This is a genomic window from Achromobacter sp. DH1f (assembly GCF_000633435.1).
Classification (GTDB): domain Bacteria; phylum Pseudomonadota; class Gammaproteobacteria; order Burkholderiales; family Burkholderiaceae_B; genus Achromobacter; species Achromobacter deleyi.
This window is the reverse complement of record NZ_AYMF01000007.1, coordinates 84081-111065: the sequence shown is the minus strand read 5'-3', so window position 1 is coordinate 111065 and position 26985 is coordinate 84081. Positions and strand designations below refer to the sequence as shown.

The window sequence follows — 26985 nt, the reverse complement described above, 5'->3', positions numbered from 1 at the left end:
TGCGCGGCCCGGCGGGGTCATGCGGGTTCGGGCGGAATGATCAGGCTTGGGTGGCCTTGAATTCCAGGCGGAACTTGTGCAGCAAAGGCTCGGTGTAGCCGTTGGGCTGGGTCAGGCCTTCGAACACCAGCGCGCACGCGGCCTTGAATGCCAGCGAGCCGTCGAAGTTGCCGGCCATGGGCAGGTACTGGGGGTCGCCGGCGTTCTGGCCATCAACCACCTTGGCCATGCGCTTGAAGGTTTCCATGACCTGGTCGCGGTTCGTCACGCCGTGGCGCAGCCAGTTGGCGATGTGCTGGCTGGAAATGCGCAGCGTGGCGCGGTCTTCCATGAGGCCGACGTTGTGGATGTCAGGCACCTTGGAGCAGCCGACGCCCTGGTCGATCCAGCGGACCACGTAGCCCAGGATGCCCTGGACGTTGTTGTCGAGTTCTTGCTGGATGTCGGCGGCGGACCACTTCGAGCGGTCGCCGACGGGCACCGTCAAGAGGCCGGCCAGCAGATCGTCGCGCACGCTGTCGAGCTTGGTGCGTTCGAGTTCCTGTTGCACGGCCTGCACATCCACCTGGTGGTAGTGCAGCGCATGCAGCGTGGCGGCGGTGGGCGAGGGCACCCAGGCGGTGTTGGCGCCGGCCTTGGGGTGGGCAATCTTCTGTTCGAGCATGGCGGCCATCAGGTCGGGCATGGCCCACATGCCCTTGCCGATCTGGGCGCGGCCGCGCAGGCCGGCATCCAGGCCGACCAGCACGTTGTTGCGTTCGTAGGCGGTGATCCAGGCGGTGGACTTCATGTCGCCCTTGCGCAGCATGGGGCCGGCTTCCATGCTGGAGTGCATTTCGTCGCCGGTGCGGTCCAGAAAGCCCGTATTGATGAACGCCACGCGCGCAGCCGCGGCCTGGATGCAGGCCTTCAGGTTGATGCTGGTGCGGCGCTCTTCGTCCATGATGCCCATTTTCAGGGTGTTGCGCGGCACGCCGAGCAGGTCTTCGACGCGGTCGAACAATTCGCTGGCGAACGCGGCTTCGGCCGGGCCATGCATCTTGGGTTTGACGATGTAGACCGAACCCGTGCGCGAATTGAGCTTGCGTTCGCGGTCGTGCAGGGCGGCCAGGCTGGTGACCACGGCGTCCAGGATGCCTTCGGGAATTTCCTGCCCATCGCGGTCGAGCACGGCCGGGTTGGTCATGAGGTGGCCGACGTTGCGCACGAACATCAGCGAGCGGCCGTGCAGACTCAGCGGGGCGCCGTTGGCGCCGGTGTATTGGCGGTCAGCGTTGAGCTTGCGGGTGAAGGTCTTGCCGGCCTTGGTGACGGCTTCGGTCAGGTCGCCCTTCATCAGGCCGAGCCAGTTGCGGTAGATGTGGACCTTGTCGTCGGCGTCGACAGCCGCGACCGAGTCTTCGCAATCCATGATGGTGGTCAGCGCGGCTTCGACCAGCACGTCCTTGACGCCGGCGGTATCGGTGGCGCCGATGGCGTGGCTGCGGTCGACCTGGATTTCGAAATGCAGGCCGTTGTTCTTGAGCAGCACGGCCGTGGGGGCGTCGGCATTGCCTTGGTAGCCCACGAACTGGGACGGCGCCTTGAGCGTGGTGGCGCCGTTTGCGAGCGCGACGCTGAGCTGGCCGTTCTTGACCGTGTAGCCGCGGGCGTCGGCGTGCGAGCCTTGCGCCAGCGGTGCAGCGGTATCGAGGAAGCTGCGGGCGCGGGCGATGACGGCGGCGCCGCGTTCGGGGTTGTAGCCCTTGCCGGTGTCGCCAGGCGTGGCAGGGATGGCGTCGGTGCCGTAGAGCGCGTCGTACAGGCTGCCCCAGCGCGCGTTGGCGGCGTTCAAGGCGTAGCGCGAGTTCGACACCGGCACCACCAGTTGCGGGCCGGCCTGCTGCGAGATTTCGGTATCGACGTGGTCGGTGGTGGCGCGCACGCTGGCCGGTTGCGGCAGCAGGTAGCCGATGCCTTCCAGGAACTTGCGGTAGGCGGCCGGGTCGGCGATGGGGCCCGGATGGGCGCGGTGCCAGGTGTCGAGTTCAGCCTGCAGGCGGTCGCGTTCGGCCAGCAGGGCGCGGTTCTTGGGGGCCAGGTCGTGCACCAGGGCCGAGAACCCCTTCCAGAAGGCGTCGGCGTCCAGGCCGGAGCCGGGCAACGCTTCCTTTTCGATGAACTGGCTGAGATTGGCCGCCACTTGCAGGCCGTGGTGCTGGGTGCGTTGAGTCATGCGAGTCTCTGGTAAGGAGGTCTGGGCGGCGCGCGCGCCGGGCGAATCTGTCGTGACATCATCGTTCGCGCCTGCGCCAAAGTCCATATCAAAACCAGCTGGTCATACCAGTTTATTCAAGCCATACCAGGCAAACATCGTTTTTTTATGGTTTTATATCAGCCACTTACAGTTGGCATGAACCGGCAGGCGTTTTAGGACGATCTCTTGGTCATACCACTGGTACGGAGAACGCATGCACGCCGAAATCGAAGCGAAACCCCGCCAGGTGGCGGACGAGGTGGCCGAGCGCATCGAGCGCCTGATCCTGGACGGCGTCCTGAAGGCCGGCCAGGCGCTGCCGTCCGAGCGGCGCCTGACGGAAAAGCTGGGTGTGTCGCGCACGGCGCTGCGCGAGGGGCTCAAGCTGCTGCGCGCGCGCGAGATCATCCACACGTCGCAGGGCAAAGGGTCGTTCGTGGCGCGCATTTCCAAAGTGGACGCGGGCCCGTTGATGCACCTGTTCAATTCGCAGCCGCGCACGCTGTACGACCTGCTCGAGGTGCGTTCGCTGTTGGAAGCCGATTCGGCTCGGTTGGCAGCATTGCGGGGCACCGAGGCCGATTTCATCATGATCCGGCGTCGCTACGACGAGATGGTGCACGCGCAGGTCGATGCCGATACGGCCACGCACGCACACCTGGACCACGCGTTTCATCTGGCCATCTGCGAGGCCTCGCACAACCCGGTGCTAGTGCACACGCTGCAATCGCTGAACGACCTGATGCTGGGGTCGGTGTTTGCCTGCGTCAACAACCTGTACCACCGCGAGCCGGAAAAACGGCAGATCGATAAGCAGCACGCCAAGCTGTTCAACGCGGTGATCGGGCGCCAGCCCGAGCAGGCGCGCCGCGCCGCGGCGGACCATGTCGACAGCGTGCGGCAGAACCTGGCCGAAATCGAGCAGGAAGAACAGCGCCTGGTGCGCGCCACGTTGCGCCTGGAAGGCTGGACGTAGCGCGCGGGTCGGCGCTGGCGTCAGCGGTCTTCGGTCATCGCGGCCGCCAGGGCCAGCGGCTTGCCTGCGTAGACGCGGCCAAAGCGGTTGCCAAGCAGCGCTTCCAGCGCGATCTGTTCCTGGCCGACGAAGCCCTTTTGCGGCAGCACGCCTAGCGCCACCAGATCCAGCGCCGCGCAGATGCCGGCGGCGGTCGACAGCTGGATGGCGCTCAGGCGGTGGCCGTCGACGTCGGCGCCGAAGACGCGGATCGGGTAGGACTCTTCTTCCAGCCGGCCGTGACGGTGGCCTGACGCTTGCGCCTGGATGACGATCACATCCTGTTCGGTGGTGGGGATGGCGGTTTCGAAGATGTCCTTGAGCAGATCGCGGCGGTCGCGCAGGCGCAGGTCATTGAGCAAGAGCTTCATCAGGTTGCAGTGGCCCGGATAGCGCACCGACTTGTAGTCCACGTTGCGGGCGCGGCCCAGCAGCGTGGCGGGCAGCGTGCCCAGCCCACCCGAGGTATTGAAGGCTTCGTATTCGACGCCGTCCAGCGCAAAGGTCTCATAGCCTTCCAGCGCAGGCACTCTGGTCAATTGGCCGTCGACGATGGCTTCGCACGGGTTGCAGTATTCGTTGATCAGCCCTTCGGTGCTCCACGTCAGGTTGTAGCGCAGGCTGTTGGACGGATAGCGCGGCAGCGCGCCCACGCGCATGCGCAGATCCAGCAACGTGTCGAAGCGGCGCGCCAGTGCATTGCCGACGATACCGATGAAGCCGGGCGCCAGACCGCACTGCGGCATCAGCACGCTGCCGCTGTCGGCGGCCAGCGCCTGGATGGCATGGGTGCTGGCCACGTCTTCGGTCAGGTCGAAGTAATGGACGCCAGCTTTCGCGCACAGTCCCGCCACCGCGATGGCGCGATGGAACGGCAACGCGTTGACCACCGCGTAACGGCCCTCCAGGCAGGCCGCGATCGAGGCGTCATCGGAAATCTGGCGCGTTTCGCAGCCCAGTTCGGCCACGGCGCGCAGGCGCGCGGGGTCCTGGTCGGCAACCAAGACCGAATAGTCGCCGCTGCGCTCGAGCATCAGGGCGATGGCGAAGCCGATTTTTCCGGCACCCAACAAGAGGACGGGCTTGGTAGAGGGGGACATGATGCGCTCCTGCACAGAGAGGGGGAAGGGTTGGCCTCATGCTATGCGCGAGCGTTGTCGATTTGTAGATATCAAAGCGTCGTAACGGCTTTAACTAATGTCGTTATGACTTAATTAGATGTCGATTCGTCAAAAGAAAAGCCCCTCGGCCAGGGCCGAAGGGCTTTGCGGGGCGATTGCCGGGCCTGGAGACCAGGCCGTGCAATCAGCTGCCCATGGGGGGGTAGTCCATGTTGCCGAAGGTGACCAGGCCTTCCGTCTTGGCTTGGGCCAGTTCGGTTTGCACTTGGGCGCGGGTCAGCGACGTGGCGGCAGCGTGGGCAACGGGCGGGTAGTCCATGTTGCCGAAGGTCACTTCACCGGCGTTCTTGGCTTGGGCCAGTTGCTCTTGCACTTGTTGCGCGGTCAGGCTGGACTTCTGGGCGATGGCGGCGGGGTAGCCTTCTTCGCCGAAGGTGTACTGGCCGGAAACCTTGGCTTGTTGCAGTTCGGCTTGAACCTGGGCACGCGACGGGCCTTGGTCGGCTTCAGCGGCTTGGGCGCCAGCGGCAGCCAGAACGGACATGGACAGCATCAAAGCGGTAGCAAGGGTTTTCATAGCAGACCTCCATATGTCTTGAGCTTGGGATCCGAACCTCTGGCCTGATTGCTGGGGGTTCGCTTGCTGTGTCCCGATGAGATGCATTCTGTGCCTAAACAACCCTGGGATAAACCCTTATTACCTGAAAACATCTTTCCAAAATGCGTACTAATCGGTCGGGAACTTCTCAAATGGCACCATAGGTGGCGATATTTCCATTTGATGACGCAATAGGTGGTGGTCCGCCCGGGCAGGGGCCAAGGGGCGGCGAATCAAGGGGAGGGGGTAAAGCGGCGCGCAGCCCCGGAAGGGTTCCGGGGCTGGCAGGGGAGGATCAGCGGTTCAGGTCAGCCAGAGCGGCGTCGTACTCGGCACGGGCTTCGTCCAGCTTGCGCTGGGCCTTGTCGATCTTGTCTTGCTTGCCCTTGGCGCGGGCGGCCTTGAGCTCGGCTTCGCGTTCGGAGACCTTGTTCTGCTTGTCGCGCACATCGGCTTCGCGCTGAGCCTGCAGGCGGCTGTCGGTGCAGTGGGCCTTCGCTTCTGCCAACGCTTTTTGCAGGCCGGCCACCTTGCGGGTGTTGTTGTCGGCCTTCGCCGCGGCGATGTCGTTTTCGATCTGGCAGAACTTGGCGGCGCAGCCGCGTTGCGCCGAGCAGTCGGTCGCGGCCTGCGCGGGCAAGGCGCCGAGCAGCGCGCAAGCCGAAGCCAGGGCCATCAGGGTTTTGGTCAAAGCGGGCATGCAGTGTCTCCGTAAGGCGTGTCGGAACTGCCATCATCGCCCAAGCGGCCATGGCCCGCAATGCGCGGCATCAACGGATCAGCGTACCCGCCAGGGCCGCTGCGACCAGCAGCGCGCCCAGCCACAGGTTGGCGCGGAACAGCATGAAATTGCGGTCGGGACGCTGGATGTCGAAGACCTTCAACTGCCACGCCAGGTGCACGGCAATGGCGGCGATACCCACGTAATAGGCCCACGACAAGCCGATGGCGTAGCCGCCCCACGCCCACAGCACAACAGTGGCCAGGTAGAAGCCGCCGATCCAGAGCTTGCCCTGGTCGCCGAAGCGCATGGCGGTGGAATGCAGGCCCAGGCTGCGGTCGTCGCGCACGTCGACGTACGCGTAGATGCTGTCGTAGCCCACTTGCCACAGCACCGCGCCCAGCCACATGGCCACGGCGGCCAGGGGCACATGGTTCTGCGTGTCCGACCAGGCCATCAGCATGCCCCAGTTAAAGCAGATGCCCAACACCACTTGTGGCCAGTAGGTGACCCGCTTGCACAGGGGGTAGATGAAGACGAAGGGCAGCACGGCCACGGCCAGCCAGCGGCTCATGTCGTTCAGGAAGAACAGCAGCGAACCGCAGACCAGCAGCTGGCCGATCAAGAACCACACGGCGTTGCGCATCGTCAGCTGGCCGCTGGTCAGCGGACGAAAGCGGGTGCGTTCCACATGCTTGTCGAAATTGCGGTCGCACATGTCGTTGACGGTGCAGCCGATGCCGCGCATCAGCAATGCGCCCAGCGAGAAGACGATCAGGCGTTGCAGGTCGGGCAGGCCGCCTGCCGTCTGGATCAGTGCCGCGATACAGGGCAGCAGCGTCAGCCAGGTGCCGATGGGGCGGTCGAGCCGGCACAGGCGGGCGTAGGGCCGCCACGATCTGGGCAGCCAGCGTTCGACCCAGTCGGTGAAGACGATGTCGCTGAGGTCGACGGGAGGTTGTTGCGGGGCGCTCACTGTCACGGCGAAAGAAATGGGAGGAAAGCCGACAGCATAAAACAACGGCCGGGCATGGTGCCCGGCCGCGGTGCCGTCAAGGGTGGTCAGGGCCGGGTTTTCAGGCCGTGTATTCCTTGAGCAGCTTGCCCAGGATGGCGATGCCGGTGCGGATCTTGTCTTCGGGCACGGTGGCGAAACTGAGGCGCAGCGTGTTGGCGCGGCCGGCGCCGCTGTAGAACGGCGCGCCGGGCACGAACGCCACGTTCTGGGCAATGGCCTTTTCGAGCAGCTTGGTGCTGTCGATGTGCTCGGGCAGCGTCAGCCAGATGAACATGCCGCCTTCGGGCTTGGTCCAGGTGACGGTGGCGGGGAATTCGCGCTGAATGGCTTCAAGCATGCAGCTGCCTTGGGCGCGGTAGATTTCGCGCACGTTGGGCAGGTGCTCTTCCAGGAAGCCGTCCTTGACGATTTCGTACACGGCCATCTGGGTCAGCGTGGGCGTGTGCAGGTCGGTGGCTTGCTTGGCCTGCACCAGCTTGTTGATCAGCGGGCGGGCGGCGGCGATGTAGCCCAGGCGCAGGCCGGGGGCCAGCACCTTGGAGAACGTGCCCAGGCGCACGACGTTGGCGCCGTATTCGGCGGCCAGCGCGATCAGGCCCGGCTGCGGGTCGCCTGCGTAACGCAGTTCGCCGTAGGGGTCGTCTTCGATGATGGTCAGGTTCAGCTCGGCGGCGCGCTTGACCAGCGCGATGCGGCGCGCGAGGCTGAGCGTGCGGCCGGTGGGGTTCTGGAAGTTGGGCAGCGCGTACAGGAAGCGTGCGCCCTCGGCCAGTTCAGGAGTGATGGCGTCGGGGATCAGGCCGCCTTCGTCGGTGGGCACCGGCACGAACTTGGGCTGGTACAGGCTGAACGATTGCAGGGCGCCCAGGTAGCTGGGGTCTTCGACCAGCACCTTGCTGTCTTTGTCGATCAGGACCTTGCCGAGCAGGTCCAGCGCCTGCTGCGAGCCGGAAACGATCAGGATCTGGTCGGCGGCGACGTTGGCGCCGGCGCGGTTCAGATCATCGGCCACCCATTGGCGCAGCGGCGCAAAACCTTCGGTGGGGCCGTATTGCAGGGCCGCGCGGCCATTGGTGGCCAGGACTTTGTCGAATGCCGCTCGTACCACTTCTACCGGGAAGCCGCCGGGCGCCGGCAGACCGCCTGCGAACGAAATGACTTCGGGCCGCTCGGTGACCTTGAGGATCTCGCGGATGGCGGAACTGGTGAGTTGCTGAGCGCGTTCCGAGAAGGAAAACGCAGGTTCGAAAGGCTTGTCCATGGCTTGCTTCTTAATCAAGAAGGGGGGTGGCGGGGGTAACGGCAACGGTGCAGAAAGACGTTACTGCGTAAACTATTGTCCCACAGCGAGGCGAGCCGGCCCCTTTATCGCGGCAAGCCCCTAAAATCACTTGCATTGATAATCGCCTGTACAGTTACATTTATAAACATGTTTGAAGCCGCCCCGATTGCCGCCGAATCCAAGGCCGCGCTGTACGTCGAACTGGCCAAGCAGGCCCACGCCCTGCTCGACGGCGAGCACGACCGCATCGCCAATGCCGCCAACCTCAGCGCGTTGGCCTACCAGGCCTTGCCCGACCTGAACTGGGTGGGCTTTTACTTCTTTGATGGGACGGAATTGGTGCTGGGCCCGTTCCAGGGCAAGCCGGCCTGCGTGCGTATTGCGCTGAACCGCGGCGTGTGCGGCGCCGCCGCCAGCCAGCGCCAGACGCAACTGGTGCCCGACGTGCACGCGTTTCCCGGCCATATCGCCTGCGACGCGGCCTCGCGCTCGGAAATCGTGGTGCCGCTGGTCCATCAGGGCCAGCTTATCGGTGTGTGGGATGTCGACAGCCCCATTCCTGACCGCTTCGACGAGGACGACCGGCGTGGCATGGAAGCGCTCTGCGAGGCGTTCCTGGCCAGCCTGCGTTGACAGGCCCGCGGCGGCCCGGTAGATTTGCGCATCGGCCGGCTGCGGCCGATTTTTCCCCTTTATTCCATTCATGATTCTTCAGGCGAACCAATCCGCTTACCTGTTCCGCGCCCTGGGCGTGGCGACGGTTTGCGCCGGCCTGAAATCCAAAAAACAGCCGCTCATCTGACCGGAGCATGCTGTTCCGTCAGATGGGCGACGGAACAGCGGCCTCTCGGCGGCGCCATGGCGCCTTCGCGCGCACCCCCTAGTATCCCGAGCACTTCTGTACGGTCCAACCACGGTCCGCTTACACCGAAGGAGTGTTCATGCAAACTCGTCAATCTCTCTTCCAAGGCGTCTGGGTTCCCCTGGTGACGCCGTTTTCCGGCGGCGCCGTCGACGGCGGAGCCCTGCGCCGCCTGGTGCGCCATTTCGTGGCCGCCGGGGTGGATGGCCTGGTCGTCTGCGGCAGCACAGGCGAAGCCGCCGCGCTGGATGACGCCGAACAACTGGCCGTGCTGGACGCGGTGCTGACCGAGGCCGGCCGCCTGCCCGTGGTGATGGGCTTGGCGGGCAACCACCAGGGTCACGTGCTGCAGCGCCTGTCGGCCTTTGGCACCCGGCCGCTGGCCGGCATCCTGGCGCCCGCGCCGTACTACGTGCGTCCTGGCCAGGACGGCGCCGCCGCCTATTTCCGCTGCCTGGCCGATGCCTCGCGCTTTCCCCTGGTGCTGTACGACATTCCCTACCGAACCGGCACATCGCTCGAGACCGCGACGTTACTGGCCTTGGCGGCGCATCCGAACATCGCCGCCATCAAGGACTGCGGCGGTTCGCTGGACAAGACGCTGGCGCTGATCGCCGATGGCAACATGAACGTGTTGGCGGGCGAAGACCTGCAATCGCTAGCGCTGCTGTGCCTGGGGGGCGCCGGCATGATCGCCGCGGCCGCGCACATTCGTCCCGACCTGTTCGTGGCCATGTACCAGGCGGTGCGGGCGCAGCAGCTGGACCTGGCGCGGCGTCTGTTCCAGGCGCTGGTGCCCATCATCCAGCTGACGTTCGCCGAGCCCAATCCCGGCCCGGTGAAGGCCCAGTTGGGTCGCCAGGGCTTGTTGACGGACGAATTGCGCCAGCCGATGCCGAGCGCCAGCGCGGCCCTGGCGTTGCGCATGGACGCCGCCGTGGCAGGCCTGAACCGGCAGTTTCCCTGCCAGTAAAAGGCGCCTGGGCGAAGGCTTGGGCCGATCGTCGGCTTACCCGTCGGGACTCGGATTCATTTTGTAATAAATGTCTCACCTTGATCCTGGCGGATTGCTTATGATGCGGCCATTCTCCGGGGTGAAACAAAACGTTCATGGCCCAAGCTTTCGTTGCGTTGTCCGCCTGGCAGGTCATGCTGGCAGGCCTGCTGTTCTTCGGTGGCATCTATCTGGTATTCGGCGCGGCGACCTGGCTGCTGACCCAGCACATCCTGCCGGCGCTGGGCATCGGCCGGCCGCTGGACCCCCGGCCGCTGGCGCCGGGGCAATTGCGGCGCGAGTTTGCCCAGTCCGGCCTGTCGATCCTGCTGTTCGGCACCGGCATGATCTTTCCGTGGGGCCTGTTGCAACTGGGTTGGGCGCATCTGGACCCGGACGCCAGCTGGCAGAAGATCACGCTGGAAATCCTGGTGCTGGTGGCGTGGAACGACGTGCACTTCTGGATCAACCACCGGTTGCTGCACACCAAGTTGCTGCGCCGCTTTCACCTGCCGCATCACCGGTCGGTCGTGACCACGCCGTTTTCCACCTACAGCTTTCACCCCATCGAGGCGCTGATGCTGGGCAACGTGATCATGCTGCCGATGGTGCTGCACGATTTCAGCTTCTGGTCGCTGGCGTCGGTGCCGCTGTTCAGCCTGTTCTTCAATTGCATCGGCCACGCCAATTACGACTTCTTCCCCAACGTGTCGTATTCGCACTGGTTTGCCGCGAGCCGCCGGCACCATCTGCACCACGCCTGCTACCACGGCAATTTCGGGTTCCAGTTCACTTTCATGGATCGCCTGTTCCGCACCCGGCTGCAAGCCGAGGCGGCCACGCCCCAGCTGGATGCTTTCCGTAAGCGAGAATCGCTTGGCGGACGCGCTTAGCCAGCCGCGCCGGCTGCCCTCGCTGCGTAACCGTCGCGATTGGCAGAGCCTGGCTTACCTGGCCGCGCTGCCCGCGCTGGCGGCGTGGCAGTGGCTGTACGGCTTCTGGTGGCCGCTGTACGCGCTGATGCTGTTCCTGACGCTGGGCATTGGCGTGATCCACCATAACCATACGCACATCCGCATGTGGCGGGGGCGCTGGACCAATCGCGCCACCGATTTCTGGATCACGCTGCTGCAGGGGCACCCCACGTTCGTGTTCTACCCGGCGCACGTGGCCAACCATCACCGCTACAAGCACGGCGCCCTGGACGCGGCGCGCACCTACCGGTTCGGCGGCGACACCAATCACCTGTGGGGCTACCTGATCCACCCGGCGCAGGCCGTGTGGGTGCTGTATCCGTTGTTTTTCGCCTGGCTGGGCCGGTTGCGCCGGCATTGGCCGGGCGCCTGGCGCTACTGCATGTGCCAATACGGCGCGTGGCTGGGCCTGTGGGGCGGGCTGCTGGCCGTGAACCCGGTCAAGGCGCTGGTGTTCGTCATCATTCCGCAACTGCATGGCCTGCATTGGCTGCTGGCCACCAACTATCTGCAGCACGCGCACGCCGACGGCGGCCCGCGGGCGGTGGCCGGCCTGAACTATGCCCGCAACTTCGAAGGGCTGGTCAATCCGCTGCTGTTCAACATCGGACTGCATACGGCGCACCATGAACATCCGCGCGCGCACTGGTCGGAACTGACCCATTTGCACCGCGACCATTACCGGGCCCGCGTGACGCCCGCGCTGAACGAGGGCGGCCTGACGCCCTATATGTTCCGCGTGTTCGTGCTGGGCACCTTCCTGCCGCGTTTCCGTACCCGCTCGTGCATGGCGCCCGAGCACGTGCGCTAACGCCGCCTACCCATACCTGCCACTAGAGACCCGCCATGCCTATCGCGTTCAATCGTGTCTACCTGGAGAGTGCCGGCTATTTCATGCCGGGCGAACCCGTGTCCAACGAGGCCATGGACAGCTACATCGCGCCGCTGAACCGCATGTCCAGCCGCATCAAGAGCCGCATCCTGGCCGAGAACGGCATCAAGCAGCGCTATTACGCGATCGATCCCGAAGGCGCCACGGTGTTCACCAATGCGCAGCTGGCGGCCAACGCGATCCGCGATTGCCTGCGGCGCAACGACAGCGACCTGGCGGACGTGTCGCTCTTGACCAGCGGCTCGTCGGGCGGTGACGCGCTGATGCCCGGGTTTGCCAACATGATCCAGGGCGAATTGGCGGCGCATCCGATGGAAACCCTGTCGGTGCACGGCATCTGCGCGGCGGGCGTGTCGGCGATTCAGACGGCGGCGCAGGGCGTCGAGATGGGCGGCCATGCCCGCGCGCTGGCGGTGGCGGCCGAATTGCCGTCGCGCATGTTCAAGCGCTCGCGCTTCGCGGCGCGTGGCTATGACGCGGATTTCGATGCGCACTTCCTGCGCTGGATGCTGTCGGACGGCGCGGGCGCCGTGCTACTGGGCCATGGCGGCCAGCCATTGCCGGGCGCATCCAGCGGTGTGCGGCTGCGCCTGAAGTGGGTGCACCAGCGCTCGTTCTCGGGCGATTATCCGGTCTGCATGCAGCTGGGCCTGTCGGCGGATCGGCAGAAGGGCCACCTGGACTATCCGTCCTGGAACGAAGCCGAGGCCGACGGCGCGCTGTCGCTGCGCCAGGACATCCGGCTGCTGCCGCACCTGTTCGACATCGGCATCCACGAATACGCCAAGCTGGTGCGCGACGGCTGGCTGGACCCGGACCAGGTGGATCACTTCCTGTGCCACTACTCGTCCGAGAAATTCATTCCGGTGGTCGAGGACCTGATGGAGAAGGCCGGCCTGGTGATTCCGCGCGAGCGCTGGTTCAGCAACCTGGCCTGGCGCGGCAATACCGGTGCAGCATCGATCCTGATCATGCTGGCCGAATTCCTGGAAACGCGCGAGGTCAAACCGGGCGAGCAGATATTCTGCTACATCCCCGAGTCGGGCCGGTTCATGGCCGCCTACATGCTGCTGGAAGCCGAGGCGGTGCAGGGCGCCGCCGTGCCGGTATCGACTGGCGCGGTACCGGCCGCCGCCGCACGCGAAGACGCGCATAGCGCCGATGCCGACGCCATCGCGCCGCCGCATGATCCGGACATGGCGCCGCAAGGCCTGGGCCAGTTGCTGACCGAGCTGGCGGCCATCTGGCATGACTACCGTTCGCGCGTCTGGCGCACGCCGGTAGTGCGCCGGCTGCGCAACCGCCAGTTCCAGACCGCCGACTACCTGAACTGGATGGAGAACTGGATTCCGCAGGTGCGCGAGGGCAGCAAGTGGATGCGCGAAGGCGCGGCATCGCTGACTGAGCAGTACCAGCCGCTGGCCGCGTTGATCGACATGCATGCCGGCGAAGAGCAGAACGATTTCCAGATTCTCTTCCAGGACTACCGCACGGCCGGCGGCACGATCGACAACATCGACCTGTTGCGCCGCAACCCCGGCGGCGAAGCGCTGAACGCCTATCTGCACAGCCTGGCCGCTACGCGCGACCCGATCGGCCTGTTGGGCGCCATCTACATCATCGAAGGCACCGGCCAGCGCATCGTGCCGGCGCTGCTGCCGCTGCTCAAGGCCAGCCTGAAGCTGCCGCCCGACGCGTTCCGCTTCCTGGAATACCATGGCCACAACGATGAAAACCACCTGGCGCGTTGGCTGACAGCCGTGGAACTGGCGCTGGACTGCGATGAAGATGGCCGCGCCGAGCAGCGTATCGTCGACACCGCGCGTCGCACGGCGGCGCTGTACCTGATGCAGTTTCATCACGTGATGGAGGATGGCGCGGCATGAACAAGGAACCGGATTTCCTGGCCAAGGCGCACGATCCCGCCGATCCCAGCCCCTGGCTGGCCCTGTACCTGGACCGCAGCACGCCGTTGCCGGACAAGGTCAAGAAAGCCTGGCTGACGGATTCCAGCTGCGCCTCGCGCCAGTACCTGCTGCCGTTCCTGCGGCCGCTGGCGCGCGCATTCATCATTCTCATCCAGGTCGTGAAGACCTTCCTGCCGCGCCGCTGGTCGCATTCGCGGCTGCTGCATCGCATCCTGGCGTGGGGCCTGAAGCGTTTCGTGTCGCCCGAGGCCAACTGGCTCATCCTGCGCCACTTTCACCTGGGCGCGCAGGCCCTGTCGTTCATCGCGGCCAATTCGCCGGTGCGCATCACCACCACGCCGCTGGAGCCGATGGAGATCGACGACCTGAAGGACGAACTGTTCGTCAAGCACGACCTGAACCTGTTCAACTTCGTGATCCGGCTGAACCAGGCGCTGCGCGATGCCGGCGTCGAGATGCATGCGCCGGAGCAAGTCGATTTCTCGATGATCCGCGATCCCGACCTGCGGCTGGAAGACATGCCGCAAGGCAAGCTGAATTTCCTGGACCTGCAAAGCGCGATCGAGCTGTTCACGCCGCTGTACCAGCTGATGCTGACCGACAACGACTTCTGGCGCGCGGCCAATTCGCTGCAGCTGGACGAAACGATCGGCATCTACGCGGCTAAGCTGCTGGGCGCGCCGCAGCACCTGATCCTGGTGAACAACAGCCATCCGCTGGTGCCGATGTCGACGCTGCGCGCCGGCTACCGGCTGGTGCTGCACGGTCTGTCCACGGAAATGCTGCACAGCCTGTTGATGGAAATGAAGGCGGCGCAGGCCGGCGCCGAACCGCCCGCGCCGATCGCCTGAGGCCGCGCGGCGGCGTTCGGCTGCCCGCGCGCGGGTCCATCGACGTGCGCAAGCCCGGGTTGTCACTGTAGAAGGCGGTAAAGCCGCTGCGCTATATTGCGACGCTTGCCCGCCGAGCCCCGCGGGGGCCGTGTCCGCACGGCCTGAATCCTTGTTCCGGAAGCGCTTTCAATGCCCCAGCCCATCGAAGTCCTGGCCACCGTGTTGTTCGTCGTGGCGGTGCTTCACACCTTTTCCGTGCCCGTGTTTGCCCGCCTGGCTCATCGGGGCGGGCCGCATGCAGGCTTCTGGCATCTGCTGTCGGAAGTGGAAGCCGTCTTCGGCGTCTGGGCGTTTGCGCTGATCGTGGCGATGGCGGCCCTGTCGGGGCCATCCGAAGCCATCGGCTACATGGATACGCGCAACTTCACCGAACCGCTGTTCGTGTTCGCCATCATGGTGGTGGCGGCCAGCCGGCCGATCCTGGAACTGGTGGGGTTGCTGGTGCGCCTGGCCGCGCGCGCGGTGCCCCTGCCGCGCGAGCTGGCGACGTTCTTCGTGGTGATGTCGCTGGTGCCGCTGGGTGGGTCGTTCATTACCGAACCCGCGGCCATGACGCTGGCGGCGATTCTGCTGCGCGACGCCTATTTCCGTACCAGCGGGCGGGCCGGCTTCAAGTACCTGACCCTGGGCGTGCTGTTCGTCAACGTGTCCATCGGCGGGGTGCTGACCTCGTACGCGGCGCCGCCGGTGCTGATGGTGGCCTCCACCTTCGGTTGGGATTCGGCCTACATGGTGCAGCACTTTGGCTGGCGGGCGGCGGTGGCAGTCTGCCTGAACGCCGGCATCCTGACTTTTGTGTGCCGCAAGGCCTTGCTGGAACGATCGGTGGGCACCGGTGCCGGCGTGGATGGGGCCGAAGGCCACGACAAGCGTGCGCCCGTGCCGGCCCTGGTGATGCTGATCCACCTGGTGTTCCTGGTGGCGGTTGTGCTGACCGCGCACCATCCCGCCATTTTCCTGGGCCTGTTGATGATGTTCATCGGCTTTGCCGAAGCCTACAAGCGCCACCAGAACCGCCTGTTGATCAAGGAAGGCCTGATGGTGGGTTTCTTCCTGGCCGGGCTGGTGGTGCTGGGCGGCCTGCAGAAATGGTGGCTGCAGGACCTTCTGGGCGGGTTGGAGCCTTTCGTGCTGTTCTGGGGCGCCACGGCCCTGACGGCGGTGACCGACAACGCCGCGCTGACTTACCTGGGTTCATTGGTGGAAGGCACGGGCGAGGCCTGGCGCTACATGCTGGTGGCGGGGGCGGTGACAGGGGGCGGCCTGACCGTCATTGCCAACGCGCCCAACCCGGCAGGGTTTGCCATTCTCAAGAACCATTTCCCCGACGGCAGCATCTCGTCCGGGCGGCTGTTTTTGTCCGCCCTGGGGCCCACGCTGGTGGCTGCCCTGATGTTCCTGCTGCCCGTCTGACGGGGCGGGGGCGACGGCCCGGCGACGGCCCGAGGGGCCCCGTCGCGAGGTTGCCGCCGGCCCTTCATGAAAAACCGCTAAAATTCAAGACTTTCCCGTATTTTTCCGGCCTTGCCCGCCCGTTGTCCGGTCCGGCGCCAGTTCCGGCCCCGTGTCCTTCCCTGAAGGGCTCGCCGGCGAACCTGGTTCCGCACCGTCCGGCCGACGGTTATTGAACCGCCGGGCCCGCGCCTGGGAGCCCTCGATGCCCATCTACGCTTATAAGTGCAGCGCCTGCGGCCATGCCAAAGACGTCTTGCAGAAGATTTCCGACGCGCCGCTTTCGGTTTGCCCCGAATGCGGCCAAAGTACGTTTTCCAAGCAGGTGACCGCGGCTGGATTCCAGCTCAAGGGGTCCGGCTGGTACGTCACCGATTTTCGTAACGGTAGCGGCGGCAACCAGGCCACCGGCGCTGCAGCGCCGGCGGCGTCATCCGACAATGCCGCCCCGGGCGCCAGTCCGGCGCCCGCCGCCAGCACGCCGGCACCGGCGGCTGCCCCCGCGCCTGCCGCCGGCTCGGCTTCCGCTTCCTGAGACCGCGCGCGATGCGAATGCGCGTCATCAAAAAGTACTTCATCACCGGCCTGTTGATCTGGGTTCCCCTGGTCATCACGGTGTGGGTGCTGGGGCTGCTGGTCGCGACCCTCGAAGGGTTCGTGCCTGGCTTTCTGTCGTCCGAATCGCTGTTCGGCGTCGACATTCCCGGCTTCCGCTTCGTCCTGGTCATCGTGGTGGTGCTGTTGACGGGCATTTTCGCGGCCAACCTGATCGGCCGCACCATGGTGGACCAGTGGGAAAACCTGCTGGGCCGCATTCCCCTGGTGCGTTCGATCTACAACTCGGTCAAGCAGGTCAGCGATACCGTGCTTGCCCCCAATGGCCAGGCGTTCCGCCGCGCGGTGCTGGTGCAGTACCCGCGCGTGGGCAGCTGGACCATCGCATTCGTGACCGGCACGCCCAGCGGTGAAGTGGCCGACCAGCTTCCTGGCGACCACATCAGCGTGTACGTGCCGACCACGCCGAATCCCACGTCCGGCTTTTTCCTGATGGTGCCCCGTGCCGACACGGTGGACCTGCAGATGAGCGTGGACGCGGCCTTGAAGTACATCGTTTCCATGGGCGTCGTCGCCCCGGGCCCGGCGGTTGCGCCGGGCGTCCGGCCGGCGCCGCTCTCTCCGGCACCCGGTGCGCAGAACGCGCCAGGCGCCGATTCGTAACCCTTACGCTACAACCAAGCACACAACGGAGTTATCCCGATGCGTACCTGCTACACCGGCCAGGTTTGCCGCGACCATCTCGGCCAGACCGTCACCCTGTATGGCTGGGTGAACCGCCGCCGCGACCACGGCGGGGTCATCTTCATCGACTTGCGCGACCGCGCGGGCCTGGCGCAGATCGTGTTCGATCCGGATAACGCCGCCTTCGCCACCGCCGAGCGCCTGCGCAACGAATTCTGCGTCCGCGTCACCGGCCTGGTGCGCGAGCGTCCGGCCGGCACGGCCAACGCCGAGCTGGCCTCGGGCGAAATCGAAGTGCTGTGCAAGGAAGTCGAGATCCTGAACGCGTCGGTCACCCCGCCGTTCCAGCTGGACGACGACAACCTGTCGGAAACCACCCGCCTGACGCACCGCGTGCTGGACCTGCGCCGCCCGCAGATGCAGCGCAACCTGATGCTGCGCTACCGCGTGTCGATCGAAACGCGCAAGTTCCTGGACCAGCTGGGCTTCATCGACATCGAAACCCCGATGCTGGCCAAGAGCACGCCCGAAGGCGCGCGCGACTACCTGGTGCCCTCGCGTGTGAACGCCGGCCACTTCTTCGCGCTGCCGCAATCGCCCCAGCTGTTCAAGCAGATGCTGATGGTGTCGGGCTTTGACCGCTACTACCAGATCACCAAGTGTTTCCGCGATGAAGACCTGCGCGCCGATCGCCAGCCCGAATTCACCCAGATCGACTGCGAAACGTCGTTCCTGAACGAATTCGAGATCCGCGAGATCTTCGAAAACCTGATCCGCCACGTCTTCAAGGTGGTGCAGGGCGTCGACCTGGCCCAGCCGTTCCCGATCATGACGTGGACCGAAGCCATGCGCCGCTACGGCTCCGACAAGCCGGACCTGCGCGTGCAGCTCGAGTTCACCGACATCACTGATGTCATGCGCGACGTCGACTTCAAGGTGTTCGCCGCCGCCGCCACGGCGCCCGGCAGCCGCGTGGTCGCCCTGCGCGTGCCCGGTGGCGCCGAAATGTCGCGTAGCGAGATCGACGCCTACACCCAGTTCGTCGGCATCTACGGCGCCAAGGGCCTGGCCTACATCAAGGTCAACGAAGTGGCCAAGGGCCGCGACGGCCTGCAATCGCCCATCGTCAAGAACCTGCACGACGCTGCCCTGGCCGAACTGGTCAAGCGCACCGGCGCGCAAGACGGCGACATCATCTTCTTTGGCGCCGACCGCGAAAAGGTCGTCAACGACGCCATCGGCGCGCTGCGCGTGAAGATCGGCCACAGCGAATTCGGCAAGAAGTCGGGCCTGTTCACGGCCGGCTGGCAGCCGCTGTGGGTGGTTGATTTCCCGATGTTCGAATACGACGAGGAAGACGGCCGCTATACCGCTGCCCACCACCCGTTCACCAGCCCCAAGGATGGTCACGAAGACTTCCTGGAAACCGATCCCAGCAAGGCGTTCGCCAAGGCCTACGACATGGTCCTGAACGGCTGGGAAATCGGCGGCGGCTCGGTGCGTATCCACCGCGAAGAAGTGCAGAGCAAGGTGTTCCGCGCGCTCAAGATCGGCGCCGAGGAAGCTCGCGAAAAGTTCGGCTACCTGCTGGACGCGCTGCAATACGGCGCGCCTCCGCACGGCGGCATCGCCTTCGGCCTGGACCGCATCGTCACGATGATGACCGGCGCCGAATCGATTCGCGACGTGATCGCCTTCCCGAAGACGCAGCGTGCGCAAGACCTGCTGACGCAAGCGCCTTCGGAAGTCGACGAGAAGCAGCTGCGCGAACTGCACATCCGTCTGCGCAACGTCGAACAGAAGTAATCCCCCCCCCGAGGCGCCGGAGGCGCCTCCCCCCCAGGGGGGCGCCTCACGGGACCGGCGGAGCCGGATCCTCGGCGGCCTGGCTTGTGGGGCGGCGATTGCTTGCGTCGTGCTGCGTTCTTGTGGCCCCTGGCTTGCGGCGACTGGGCTGGTGGTGAGCAGCTTTTTGTTGCGGCTTGTGGGTGCGGAATTGGAGTAATCTGGCAAACGCCGCTTTGTGGCGGTGCTTGCCGGGCTGCTTCAGGGCTTGGCTTGTGGTTCCTCTGCTTTCAAAGGCGCCATCGCTTTTATGTCGCTCATCCGTGTCGTCAGCTACAACATCCACAAGGGCCGTTCGGCGCTGGGCCGGCGCGATTCCCTGAATGAATTGCGCCTGGGCCTGTATGGCCTGCGTCCCGACCTGGTCTTCCTGCAGGAGGTCCAGGGTCGCAACGAACAGAAATCGTTGCTGGACGCCCAGCACGAGTCCTTGGCCGCCGCCCTGAAACTGGACGTGGCCTATGGCCGCAATGCCGTTCGCCACGAAACCGATCATGGCAATGCGCTGTTGTCGCGTTTTCCCATTCTTGACCACGAAAACCAGGACATCTCCGACCACCGGCTGGAGCAGCGCGGCCTTTTGCATGCGCGCATTGAACTGGATGGCCGTGCCGTGCATTGCTTCGTGGTGCACCTGGGCCTGTTTGCCGGCAGCCGCAGCCGCCAGATCCTGGCGCTGACCGAGCGCATCCGGCGCATGGTGCCGGACGGCGAGCCCATCCTGATCGCGGGTGATTTCAACGATTGGGGCGACCGGCTCGCGCCGCTGTTCGTGCAGCAGCTGGGGCTGTACGAAGTGTTCTCGCACGCGCCGCGCAGCCATGGCGGCGAATTGCCGCGCCTGCGCGACTCGGTCAAACGCCTGAGCAATGCCTTGCGCGGCCTGCCCAACGGCGGCGTGTCCGTCATGGAACGCACCAACCAGCTGGGCATGGACGGCAGCTCGCGGCTGCTGTTGCCGCCGCCGCGCACGTTTCCGGCCGTCTTTCCGTGGTTCCGCCTGGATCGCATCTATCAGCGCGGCTTTGCCGTGCGCAGCGCGCGCGTGCTGCGCGGCCGCGAATGGGCGCGGCTGTCCGATCATTCCCCCTTGCTGGCCGAGCTGGAACTTCCGTGAAGGCCGAGCAGGTCAAGTTGGAGTGGACCGACGGCAACCAGATCCGCTTGTTGCAGAACGGGACCGATTTTTTTCCCGCGCTGTGCAAGGCGATCGACGAGGCCCAGGTCAGCGTGCACCTGGAAACCTACATTTTCATGCTGGACCGCACCGGCCTGAAGGTGCTGGACTGCCTGATGGCCGCGGCCGCGCGCGGCGTGAAGGTGCGGGTGGTGCTGGACGGCTTTGGCAGCGCCGACACCGTCGACGCCGTGCGTGAACGCCTGACCGGCGCGGGTGCGCAATGCCGCATCTTCCGCCCCGAACCGCGCTGGTTCGCCAAGTTCATCCCGTCGCGCAGCCGCTTGCGGCGCTTGCATCGCAAGGTCACCGTCGTCGATGGCAACATCGCCTTCATCGGCGGGATCAACATCATCGACGACTACGACGACCTGGACCCGACCGACGGCATTTCAGCGCCACGCTTCGATTTCGCGGTACAGGTGCAGGGGCCGGTGGTCACTGACGCCGCCTACGCGCAGGACCTGCTGTGGGTGCGGCTTAACTGGGCCCGCCTGCGGCGCCATCCACGCGACTGGAGCCGCATGCGGCTGACCAAGCCCAGCCATGCGCCGGTGGCGGCCTGCGGCGAGCTGCGCGCGGCGCTGGTGCTGCGCGACAACCTGCGTTTTCGCCAGACCTTCGAGCGCGCCTATCTGTACGGCATCACGCAGGCGCGCCGCGACATCCTCATCGCCAACGCCTATTTCTTCCCGGGCCGCCAGTTTCGCCGTGCCCTGGCCAAGGCCGCTGCGCGCGGCGTGCGCGTGCGCCTGTTGCTGCAAGGCAAGGTCGAATACCGCATGCAGTACCACGCCACGCGTTCGCTGTACGACCAACTGCTGCGCGATGGCATCGAGATCTACGAATACATGCCCAGCTACCTGCATGCCAAGGTGGCCGTCATCGACAACGTGTCCACCGTCGGCTCGTCCAACCTGGACCCTTTCAGCCTGCTGCTGGCGCGCGAGGCCAATGTGGTGGTGGACGACCAACCATTCTCGTGGGACCTGCAAGAGCGGCTGGAGGCGGCCATCCAGCAAGGCGGACGTTTCATCCGGCCGCTGGAATACCAGCGTCGCGGCTGGATACGGCGCTGGGTGGATGCGGCATCCTATACCTTGCTGCGGATCGGCGTGGCGTTGACGGGCACGTCGGACAAGTACTGAACCGCGGCCACGGCGGTAAACTGCAAGGCTGGAAGGCCGGGCCTTCTTTCGGGCATTACGCAATGAGCATTCTCGTCACCGGCGGCGCCGGATTCATCGGTTCCAACTTTGTGCTGGATTGGCTGGCACAGAGCGATGAACCCGTGGTCAATCTGGACAAGCTGACCTATGCCGGTAACCCCGCCAATCTGGCGACCCTGAAAGGCGATGCGCGCCATCAGCTGGTGGTGGGCGACGTCGCCGATACGGCTCTGGTGGCGGCGCTGTTGCAGGCGCACCAGCCGCGGGCAATTCTGCACTTCGCCGCGGAATCCCATGTCGACCGTTCCATCGCCGGCGCTGGCAATTTCATCCAGAGCAATATCTGTGGCACGTTCGGCCTGCTCGAAGCGGCCCGCACCTACTGGGCAGGCTTGGCGGGCCAGGCCCGCGACGACTTTCGCTTCCTGCATGTATCGACCGACGAGGTTTACGGTTCGTTGGCGCCGGATGCGCCGGCCTTCACCGAAACCAGCGCCTTTCAGCCCAATAATCCGTATTCCGCCAGCAAGGCCGCCAGCGACCATCTGGTGCGGGCTTGCGGCATGACGCATGGCTTGCCGGTGCTGACGACGCATTGCTCCAATAATTTCGGGCCGCGGCAGTTTCCCGAGAAGCTGATTCCGGTGGCAATCCATAACGCGCTGGCTGGCAGGCCAATACCTGTCTATGGCGATGGTCTGCATGTGCGTGACTGGCTGTACGTGGCCGATCATTGCAGCGGCCTGCGCCGCGTGCTTGAGCGCGGTCGGGCCGGCGAGACTTATAACCTGGGCGGCGACAGCGAGTGCACCAATCTCGAGGTGGTCCTGGCCGTATGCAGGCAGCTTGACCAGCTTAGGCCCCGGGCGGACGGGGCCTCGTACAAGACACAGATCACGATGGTGGCGGATCGGCCGGGGCACGACCGCCGTTACGCCATTGATACGAGCCATATCCAGCATGAACTGGGGTGGCGGCCGACGCTGACGTTCCAGTCTGGCCTGGAGAAGACCTTGGGCTGGTATCTGGACAACCCGCAATGGGTGATGGATATCGTGTCGGGCGCCTACCGCCAAAGGGCGTCCTTGCCATGACGTCACCTATTCCGCGCAAGGGCATCATTCTGGCCGGTGGATCCGGCACGCGTTTGCATCCGGCCACGCTGGCTGTCAGCAAGCAGTTGATGCCGGTCTATGACAAGCCGATGATCTACTACCCGCTCAGCACATTGATGCTGGCGGACATACGCGACATCCTGGTGATAGCCACCCCCGAAGACGCGCCGCGCTTCGCCCAGCTGCTGGGCGATGGCAAGCGCTGGGGCCTGAATCTGCAATATGCCGTGCAGCCATCGCCAGACGGCTTGGCACAGGCCTTCCTGATCGGCTCGGACTTCATCGGCGAGGCGCCCTGTGCGTTGATCCTTGGCGATAACCTTTTCTATGGCCACGATTTGCCGCAACTGCTGGTGCAGGCTGACGCGAGACAGAGTGGCGCTACTGTGTTCGCCTACCACGTGCAGGATCCCCAGCGTTATGGCGTGGTCGAGTTCGATGCGGGCGGCCGAGCGCTGCGGATTGAAGAGAAGCCCGCGATGCCGCAGTCCAGCTACGCGGTCACCGGCCTCTATTTCTATGACAACCAGGTGGTGGAATTGGCGCGGACAATCCGTCCGTCGGCTCGCAACGAACTCGAAATCACCGATTTGAATCAGGCCTATCTGGAACAGGGGCGCCTGAACGTCGAGATCATGGGCCGTGGCCATGCCTGGCTTGACACCGGTACCCATGACAGCTTGCTCGAGGCCAGCCAGTTCATCGCCACGCTCGAACGCCGGCAGGGTCTGAAAGTCGCCTGTCCCGAAGAAATCGCATACCGCAAGCAATGGATTACCGCCGGGCAACTTGAGGCCCTGGCGGGGCCGCTGCAGAAAAGCGGCTACGGTGATTATTTGATGAGCCTGCTCAAGCGTTTGCCCTTCTGATGATCATCACGCCCCAGTCCTTGCCCGATGTCCTGCTGATCCAACCCGAGGTGCACCGGGACGCACGCGGCTGCTTTCTCGAAACCTATCGGCAATCGGTGCTGGATGCCGCGGTAGGGCGCGAGCTGCGTTTTGTGCAGGATAACCAGTCCGAGTCCCATCGCCACGTGCTCCGTGGCCTGCACTACCAGACTTTGGAGCCCCAGGGAAAATTGCTGCACGTGACCGAAGGCGAGATCTACGACGTCGCCGTGGATATGCGCCAGGATTCGCCCACGTTCGGCCAGTGGGCCGCGCAGCGGCTTTCCAGTGACAACCATCTGCAGCTTTGGATACCGGAAGGGTTCGCCCATGGCTTCCTGGTGATGTCCGAGCGGGCCGTCGTGTCGTACAAGACCACGGCCTATTACCAGGCCGGGTCTCAGCAGTGCGTGCGGTGGGATGATCCCGAACTGGCGGTGGCTTGGCCGCTTGCCGGCATACCGTTATTGTCGGCGGCGGATCAACGCGGGTTGCCGCTGAGCCAGGCGCCCAAGGTTCGAATCGGTTAGGCGGCGCTTGCGCGGCGCTTGCCGCCAACCAGGCCCAAGGCCAGGGCGGTGCCTACCAGGATAATGCCCGCGCCGGTCAGAATCGATACGGTAATGGCTTCATCCAGGAACCAGGCGCCCCATACGACGCCGAAGACGGGCACCAGGAACGTAACGCTCACGGCGCCTGTCGGGCCCACATTGGCAATCAGGCGGAAGAAGACGATGTAGGCAGCGCCGGTGCAGACGACAGCCAGCAGGATCGTCGCGCCCCAGGCCCGGGCCGACACCGGCGCTTCCGGCCATGTGGCCAGCGCCAACGGCAGCAGCACCAACGTGGCGGCGAGCATGCTGCCGGTGGCGTTGGATAAGGCGTCCACGCCGGTCAGAAAACGCTTGGTCCAGTTGGCGGCGATGCCATAGAACACGGGTGCGGAAACCGCTGCCAATACAGCGGGGCCGGTTCCTCCGGCCTGGAAATTGAGTTTGTCCCAGACCAAGACCACGATACCCAACAGGCCGATCGTCAGACCCAATGAACGCGACCAGGGCAGCCGGTCCTTCAGCCAGAGCCAGCCAACCACGGCGCCCCAGACCGGCGTCACCGCATTGGCGACCGACAGGAATCCAGCGCCCAGCGACTGGGCGGCATAGGCATACAACAGAAATGGCAACGCGGCATTCAACGTGCCGACTACCAGGATGGCTTTCCAATGTCGGGCGATGATGGGCAGTTTGCCGCGCCACAACGCGGCTGGAAGCAGGAACAAGGCCGCCAAGCCAACGCGCAGTTCGATCAGCGCTACCGGACCGAATTCGCCCACGGCCAGCCGCATGAACAGAAAGGAGCCGCCCCAGACGGCGGCCAGGAGCAAAAGGTCCAGCAAATCACGACGGCGCATGGTGAGTCCTGAGTCAGGCTTGGTTCCGGCTGGTCGCCAGATTCTTCATCTTGACCCGATGCGCGAGTACGGCACAGGTCAGGCACAGGACGATACACAGGACAAGCCCGGTGCGCACTCCGTTTAGTATCGTGCCGTGCGAAATCAGGATGCCCACCACGGCGGTGCCTAGCGCGCTGCCGATGGCACGGGTAGTCTGCACCAAGGCGGAAGCGACGCCGACGTCGCGCCGTTCACTCAACATTTGCATGAACAGCGTCAGATTGGGCAGTAGAAAGCCAAGTGCGCAACCATTGACGAAAAACGCCGCAAGAATCCACCAGGCCGAGGTCCCAGGAGAAATCAGCAGGACCATGAGGGTACCTGCAGCCAGCAGGCCGGCGCCAAACACCATCAGGCGCTGGGGCTCTGCCTGACGGGGAAACAGTCGACCGTTGATGATGCTGCCTACCGAGATGGCCGCGACCAGCGGCGTCAGCAGCAAGCCGGCTTCGCTGGGCGTGTAGCCCAGTACCTGCTGCAGCAACAACGGGCTGTAGAAGATCAGCACGAACATGACGGCGCCTACCGTCATTGCCGCCAGGTTCAGCAACTGCGGTTCGCGGCCAGCCAGCACGCGCAGCGGGAATATCGGTGACGCGACGCGGCGTTCTATCGGAATGAGCAGGAAGATGGCGGCGATACCGACGACGGCCAAGGCCAAGCCCATCATCGGGTGTGCATGTTCGCCTTTGGCGAAGCCTAATTCCAACGCTGCCAATGGCGCCCCTACGGCCAACACCAGCAATACGGCGCCGATCCAGTCGATGCGGCGTTCGCCGGTGTGTACCGGTTTGATGCGAGGAAAGTACTTGGCCAGAAGGAACAGGGCGACTGCGGCGGCGATGGGTGAAATGAAGAAGGCGGCCCGCCAGCCCAGCGCTTGAGTGGCTGCGCCGCCCAGTACAGGGCCGATACCGCTGGCCATGGCGAAAGCGGCGGAGACCAGCGCCATCCATTTCACGCGCTGCTTGGCATCCGGGAACAGATCGGCCGGAGCCGCGAAGGCGGTGGCGATCATCATGCCGCCGCCAATGCCTTGCAGTGTTCGAAAAAGAATCAACTGGCCCATGGTCTGCGACAAGCCACAGGCGATGGAGCCGAGTGCGATGATCAGCACCGACACAAGCATCAACGGCTTGCGGCCGAACAGGTCGCCCAGGCGGCCGAAGATCATGATGGATGCCGCCGTCGCCAGCAGGTAGCCCGTACCGACCCAGGCATAAAGCGCCATGCCGTCCAGGGCCTCGGCCACGCGCGGCAGCGTGGTGCTGATGATGGTGGAATCGAAGGCCGCCAGCACGACGGTGGCAGCCACTCCGGCCATGCCCATCAGAAGGTCGTGGCGGGAGTGGGCGGGTTCCGTGGCGGGTGGCGGTGGTGGTGGCGCGGTCATGCCGCCAAGGATATCACCGGCCCTACGGGGTTCTACTTATAGAACGCGTGATAGCTCCAGAATACGGCAACCACCAGCACGACCAGCGCCCAGGACCAGCGCGAATTGGACAGGCCGCGAGGTTCGGGTTCGGGCGGCGGCGGCGGCGGGGCCAAGCGGGGTTGGCCAGCCATGTAGTCGATAAACGCGGTGAAGAACTTCGCGATGATCTTTTCACCGGCCTTGAGGATCAGGCCTTCGCCGCACTCCGCCAACTTGCCGCCAGTCATGCCGGCCACGGTGTAGGCGACCCTCGTACCCTGGTCTTTCGTCGACAGATTGACCTGGGCGGTACCGATGGCCAGGCATGCGGCGCGACCCTTGCCTTCGAACACCAGGGTGCAACTGTTGGGGGAATCCACATCCGAGAGCAGGATCTCACCTTCGTAGTCGGTGTCCAGGCCTGCGATCTTGGCTCGCAGCGTGACCCCATATTCGGTGGGGCTGCGCTGGACCACTTCGACGCAGCCGGGGATGCACCGCTGCAGCACGGAGGGATCGGTCAACGCATCCCACGTCTGGTGCTGGGTTGAAGGAATCCACTGGGCATCTGCAATGCGCATGGCTGTCTCCTTTTTGGAAGCGTTATGGCCCATTCTTGCTCCGATCGCAATATTTGGCTAGTCCGTATCGCTGCGCTGTCGCACCCGTGCAAGCCATTAACTACGCGTAGAAGGCC

Annotated in this window: 25 protein-coding genes; 16 read left to right on the top strand and 9 right to left on the bottom strand. The window is 64.9% G+C overall.

Going from position 1 to position 26985, the window contains the following annotated elements:
* Window positions 1-40: 40 nt before the first annotated feature.
* On the bottom strand, window positions 41-2215 hold the full coding sequence (locus U858_RS0106105) for a malate synthase G (protein ID WP_025136299.1): 2175 nt from the start codon (window positions 2213-2215) through the stop codon (window positions 41-43).
* Window positions 2216-2450: 235 nt separating this feature from the next.
* Here U858_RS0106105 and glcC point away from each other — a divergent pair, with 235 nt between their 5' ends.
* Window positions 2451-3212 carry a transcriptional regulator GlcC gene (glcC, locus tag U858_RS0106100; RefSeq protein ID WP_025136298.1) on the top strand — a complete coding sequence of 254 codons (762 nt, stop codon included), beginning with the start codon at window positions 2451-2453 and terminating at the stop codon, window positions 3210-3212.
* Between the two features lie 20 nt (window positions 3213-3232).
* Here the strand turns inward: glcC and U858_RS0106095 are convergent, their stop codons facing one another.
* The 5 genes from U858_RS0106095 to U858_RS0106075 all read right to left on the bottom strand — a co-directional run bounded on the left by U858_RS0106095 (window position 3233) and on the right by U858_RS0106075 (window position 7970).
* Complete coding sequence (locus U858_RS0106095; protein WP_025136297.1) at window positions 3233-4351, bottom strand: saccharopine dehydrogenase family protein; 1119 nt, start codon at window positions 4349-4351, stop codon at window positions 3233-3235.
* 205 nt (window positions 4352-4556) lie between these two features.
* On the bottom strand, window positions 4557-4949 hold the full coding sequence (locus U858_RS0106090) for a DUF4148 domain-containing protein (RefSeq protein WP_025136296.1): 393 nt from the start codon (window positions 4947-4949) through the stop codon (window positions 4557-4559).
* A 316-nt stretch (window positions 4950-5265) separates the two neighbouring features.
* Window positions 5266-5670, bottom strand: coding sequence for a DUF1090 domain-containing protein (locus U858_RS0106085; protein WP_025136295.1), 405 nt, complete (start codon window positions 5668-5670; stop codon window positions 5266-5268).
* A 70-nt stretch (window positions 5671-5740) separates the two neighbouring features.
* Window positions 5741-6667 carry a 4-hydroxybenzoate octaprenyltransferase gene (gene ubiA, locus U858_RS0106080; protein WP_025136294.1) on the bottom strand — a complete coding sequence of 309 codons (927 nt, stop codon included), beginning with the start codon at window positions 6665-6667 and terminating at the stop codon, window positions 5741-5743.
* A gap of 100 nt (window positions 6668-6767) precedes the next feature.
* Window positions 6768-7970, bottom strand: a complete 1203-nt coding sequence (locus U858_RS0106075) for a PLP-dependent aminotransferase family protein (RefSeq protein WP_025136293.1) — start codon at window positions 7968-7970, stop codon at window positions 6768-6770.
* A gap of 168 nt (window positions 7971-8138) precedes the next feature.
* Here U858_RS0106075 and U858_RS0106070 point away from each other — a divergent pair, with 168 nt between their 5' ends.
* The 15 genes from U858_RS0106070 (at window position 8139) to rfbC (ending at window position 23951) form a co-directional block, all read left to right on the top strand.
* Window positions 8139-8624: a GAF domain-containing protein gene (locus U858_RS0106070; protein WP_025136292.1), complete on the top strand. Its 486-nt coding sequence runs from the start codon at window positions 8139-8141 to the stop codon at window positions 8622-8624.
* 308 nt (window positions 8625-8932) lie between these two features.
* Window positions 8933-9826: a 4-hydroxy-tetrahydrodipicolinate synthase gene (gene dapA, locus U858_RS0106065; protein ID WP_025136291.1), complete on the top strand. Its 894-nt coding sequence runs from the start codon at window positions 8933-8935 to the stop codon at window positions 9824-9826.
* 137 nt (window positions 9827-9963) lie between these two features.
* Window positions 9964-10740, top strand: a complete 777-nt coding sequence (locus U858_RS0106060) for a sterol desaturase family protein (RefSeq protein ID WP_025136290.1) — start codon at window positions 9964-9966, stop codon at window positions 10738-10740.
* Window positions 10700-11632 carry a fatty acid desaturase gene (locus tag U858_RS0106055; RefSeq protein WP_369797639.1) on the top strand — a complete coding sequence of 311 codons (933 nt, stop codon included), beginning with the start codon at window positions 10700-10702 and terminating at the stop codon, window positions 11630-11632. Before U858_RS0106060 ends, U858_RS0106055 begins: the two co-directional genes overlap by 41 nt.
* 35 nt (window positions 11633-11667) lie before the next feature.
* Window positions 11668-13599: a StlD/DarB family beta-ketosynthase gene (locus tag U858_RS0106050; protein WP_025136288.1), complete on the top strand. Its 1932-nt coding sequence runs from the start codon at window positions 11668-11670 to the stop codon at window positions 13597-13599.
* Window positions 13596-14492 (top strand): hypothetical protein, encoded by an 897-nt coding sequence (locus tag U858_RS0106045; protein WP_025136287.1) that lies wholly within the window; start codon window positions 13596-13598, stop codon window positions 14490-14492. The genes U858_RS0106050 and U858_RS0106045 overlap by 4 nt, the downstream gene beginning before the upstream one ends.
* A gap of 171 nt (window positions 14493-14663) precedes the next feature.
* Window positions 14664-15947 (top strand): putative Na+/H+ antiporter, encoded by a 1284-nt coding sequence (locus U858_RS0106040; protein WP_025136286.1) that lies wholly within the window; start codon window positions 14664-14666, stop codon window positions 15945-15947.
* 244 nt (window positions 15948-16191) lie between these two features.
* Entirely contained in the window at window positions 16192-16521 is a 330-nt protein-coding gene (locus U858_RS0106035) for an FmdB family zinc ribbon protein (protein WP_025136285.1), read from the top strand.
* Window positions 16522-16538: 17 nt separating this feature from the next.
* The gene (locus tag U858_RS0106030; protein ID WP_025136284.1) at window positions 16539-17204 is read left to right on the top strand and encodes a DUF502 domain-containing protein; all 666 of its coding nucleotides are present in this window, start codon (window positions 16539-16541) and stop codon (window positions 17202-17204) included.
* A 39-nt stretch (window positions 17205-17243) separates the two neighbouring features.
* Complete coding sequence (aspS, locus tag U858_RS0106025) at window positions 17244-19031, top strand: aspartate--tRNA ligase (protein ID WP_025136283.1); 1788 nt, start codon at window positions 17244-17246, stop codon at window positions 19029-19031.
* Between the two features lie 289 nt (window positions 19032-19320).
* Window positions 19321-20187, top strand: coding sequence for an endonuclease/exonuclease/phosphatase family protein (locus tag U858_RS0106020; protein WP_025136282.1), 867 nt, complete (start codon window positions 19321-19323; stop codon window positions 20185-20187).
* Entirely contained in the window at window positions 20184-21395 is a 1212-nt protein-coding gene (gene clsB / locus U858_RS0106015) for a cardiolipin synthase ClsB (RefSeq protein ID WP_025136281.1), read from the top strand. The genes U858_RS0106020 and clsB overlap by 4 nt, the downstream gene beginning before the upstream one ends.
* Before the next feature lie 62 nt (window positions 21396-21457).
* On the top strand, window positions 21458-22510 hold the full coding sequence (gene rfbB, locus U858_RS0106010) for a dTDP-glucose 4,6-dehydratase (RefSeq protein WP_025136280.1): 1053 nt from the start codon (window positions 21458-21460) through the stop codon (window positions 22508-22510).
* Window positions 22507-23400: a glucose-1-phosphate thymidylyltransferase RfbA gene (gene rfbA, locus U858_RS0106005; protein ID WP_025136279.1), complete on the top strand. Its 894-nt coding sequence runs from the start codon at window positions 22507-22509 to the stop codon at window positions 23398-23400. Before rfbB ends, rfbA begins: the two co-directional genes overlap by 4 nt.
* The gene (gene rfbC, locus U858_RS0106000) at window positions 23400-23951 is read left to right on the top strand and encodes a dTDP-4-dehydrorhamnose 3,5-epimerase (RefSeq protein ID WP_025136278.1); all 552 of its coding nucleotides are present in this window, start codon (window positions 23400-23402) and stop codon (window positions 23949-23951) included. The genes rfbA and rfbC overlap by 1 nt, the downstream gene beginning before the upstream one ends.
* Here the strand turns inward: rfbC and U858_RS0105995 are convergent.
* From U858_RS0105995 to U858_RS0105985, 3 genes are read right to left on the bottom strand one after another with little or no spacing between them, the layout of a single operon-like run.
* Window positions 23948-24832 carry a DMT family transporter gene (locus tag U858_RS0105995; protein WP_025136277.1) on the bottom strand — a complete coding sequence of 295 codons (885 nt, stop codon included), beginning with the start codon at window positions 24830-24832 and terminating at the stop codon, window positions 23948-23950. The genes rfbC and U858_RS0105995 overlap by 4 nt on opposite strands.
* 13 nt (window positions 24833-24845) lie before the next feature.
* Window positions 24846-26267 (bottom strand): MFS transporter, encoded by a 1422-nt coding sequence (locus U858_RS0105990; protein WP_025136276.1) that lies wholly within the window; start codon window positions 26265-26267, stop codon window positions 24846-24848.
* Window positions 26268-26299: 32 nt separating this feature from the next.
* Window positions 26300-26869, bottom strand: coding sequence for a carbon monoxide dehydrogenase subunit G (locus U858_RS0105985; RefSeq protein WP_025136275.1), 570 nt, complete (start codon window positions 26867-26869; stop codon window positions 26300-26302).
* Window positions 26870-26985: the final 116 nt, after the last annotated feature.